Origin of the sequence: Peptostreptococcus sp. MV1, assembly GCF_000758885.1 — a bacterium.
In the GTDB taxonomy this organism is placed as follows: Bacteria; Bacillota; Clostridia; order Peptostreptococcales; family Peptostreptococcaceae; genus Peptostreptococcus.
Map to the genome: position 1 here is coordinate 1 of NZ_JRNB01000100.1, position 972 is coordinate 972.

Genomic DNA, 972 nt, shown 5'->3' on the forward strand with positions numbered 1-972 from the left:
TCAGGATACCTTTTTACATTTCCTCTTATCCTTTGCACATTATCAAAGGTTTCTTGGTCTATGATGGCTTCGTGAGTATTTTCAAAGATGAGCCAATTATCTTCGGATACATATTTACTTTTCTTATCCTTGAAATGCTTTCTTGTTTTAAAGTTAACTGTATGTCCTAAGTATTCTTTTTTCTTTAAGACACTTGCAATTGTGGAACTACACCAACGATAAGGATATTCAAAGTTTTTGCTTTGATGTAATCCATATCCCAATTTTTTCTGATGATAAGCGGGTATATCTATCTTATCCGCTTCNANTATCTTTGCTATTTTGTATGGTCCTGCTCCGTCCATTGTAAGATTAAATATTCGTCTTACTATCTCGGCTGCTTTTTCATCTACAACCCACTTATCTTTGTCTTTTTCATCTTTGATGTAGCCATAAGGTGGAGTGCTTGCCGTATGCTTTCCGCTTTCTCCTTTTGATCTAAATGTAGATTGTATTTTTCTTGAAGTATCTCTTGCATACCATTCATTCATAATATTTCTAAAAGGGGTAAAATCATCTTCTCTGTAAAAGCTGTCTACATTGTCATTGATAGCAATCAGTCTTACGCCCTTTTGTCTTAATATCTCCATACATTGACCGACTTTGAGATAATCTCTGCCGAGTCTACTCATATCCTTTACGATGATACAACCGATATTTCCAGTATTTACTCCATTCATCATTTCCATAAAGCCTGGTCTGTCAAACTGTGTTCCGCTTATTCCGTCATCTGTAAAATGGATGATGTTGGTTAAATTATTCTTACTTGCATATTCTTCAAGGATTTTCTTTTGATTAACGATTGAGTTACTCTCTCCTTCAAGTTCATCATCTCGACTTAATCTCTCATAGAGTGCTGTTATCTTTTCAACATTCCTCACTTTTTCCTCCTTCCTCTTAATTTCTTAAATAAAAAAGAATTAAGAAGTACAT

1 protein-coding gene is annotated in these 972 nt (G+C 34.2%); it reads right to left on the reverse strand.

Annotation, left to right across the window (positions count from 1 at the left end; genetic code table 11):
• Positions 1-920: recombinase family protein (locus tag HMPREF1639_RS07410; protein ID WP_036765041.1), on the reverse strand; the 920-nt coding region annotated here is incomplete at its 3' end.
• Between the last annotated feature and the right edge of the window lie 52 nt (positions 921-972).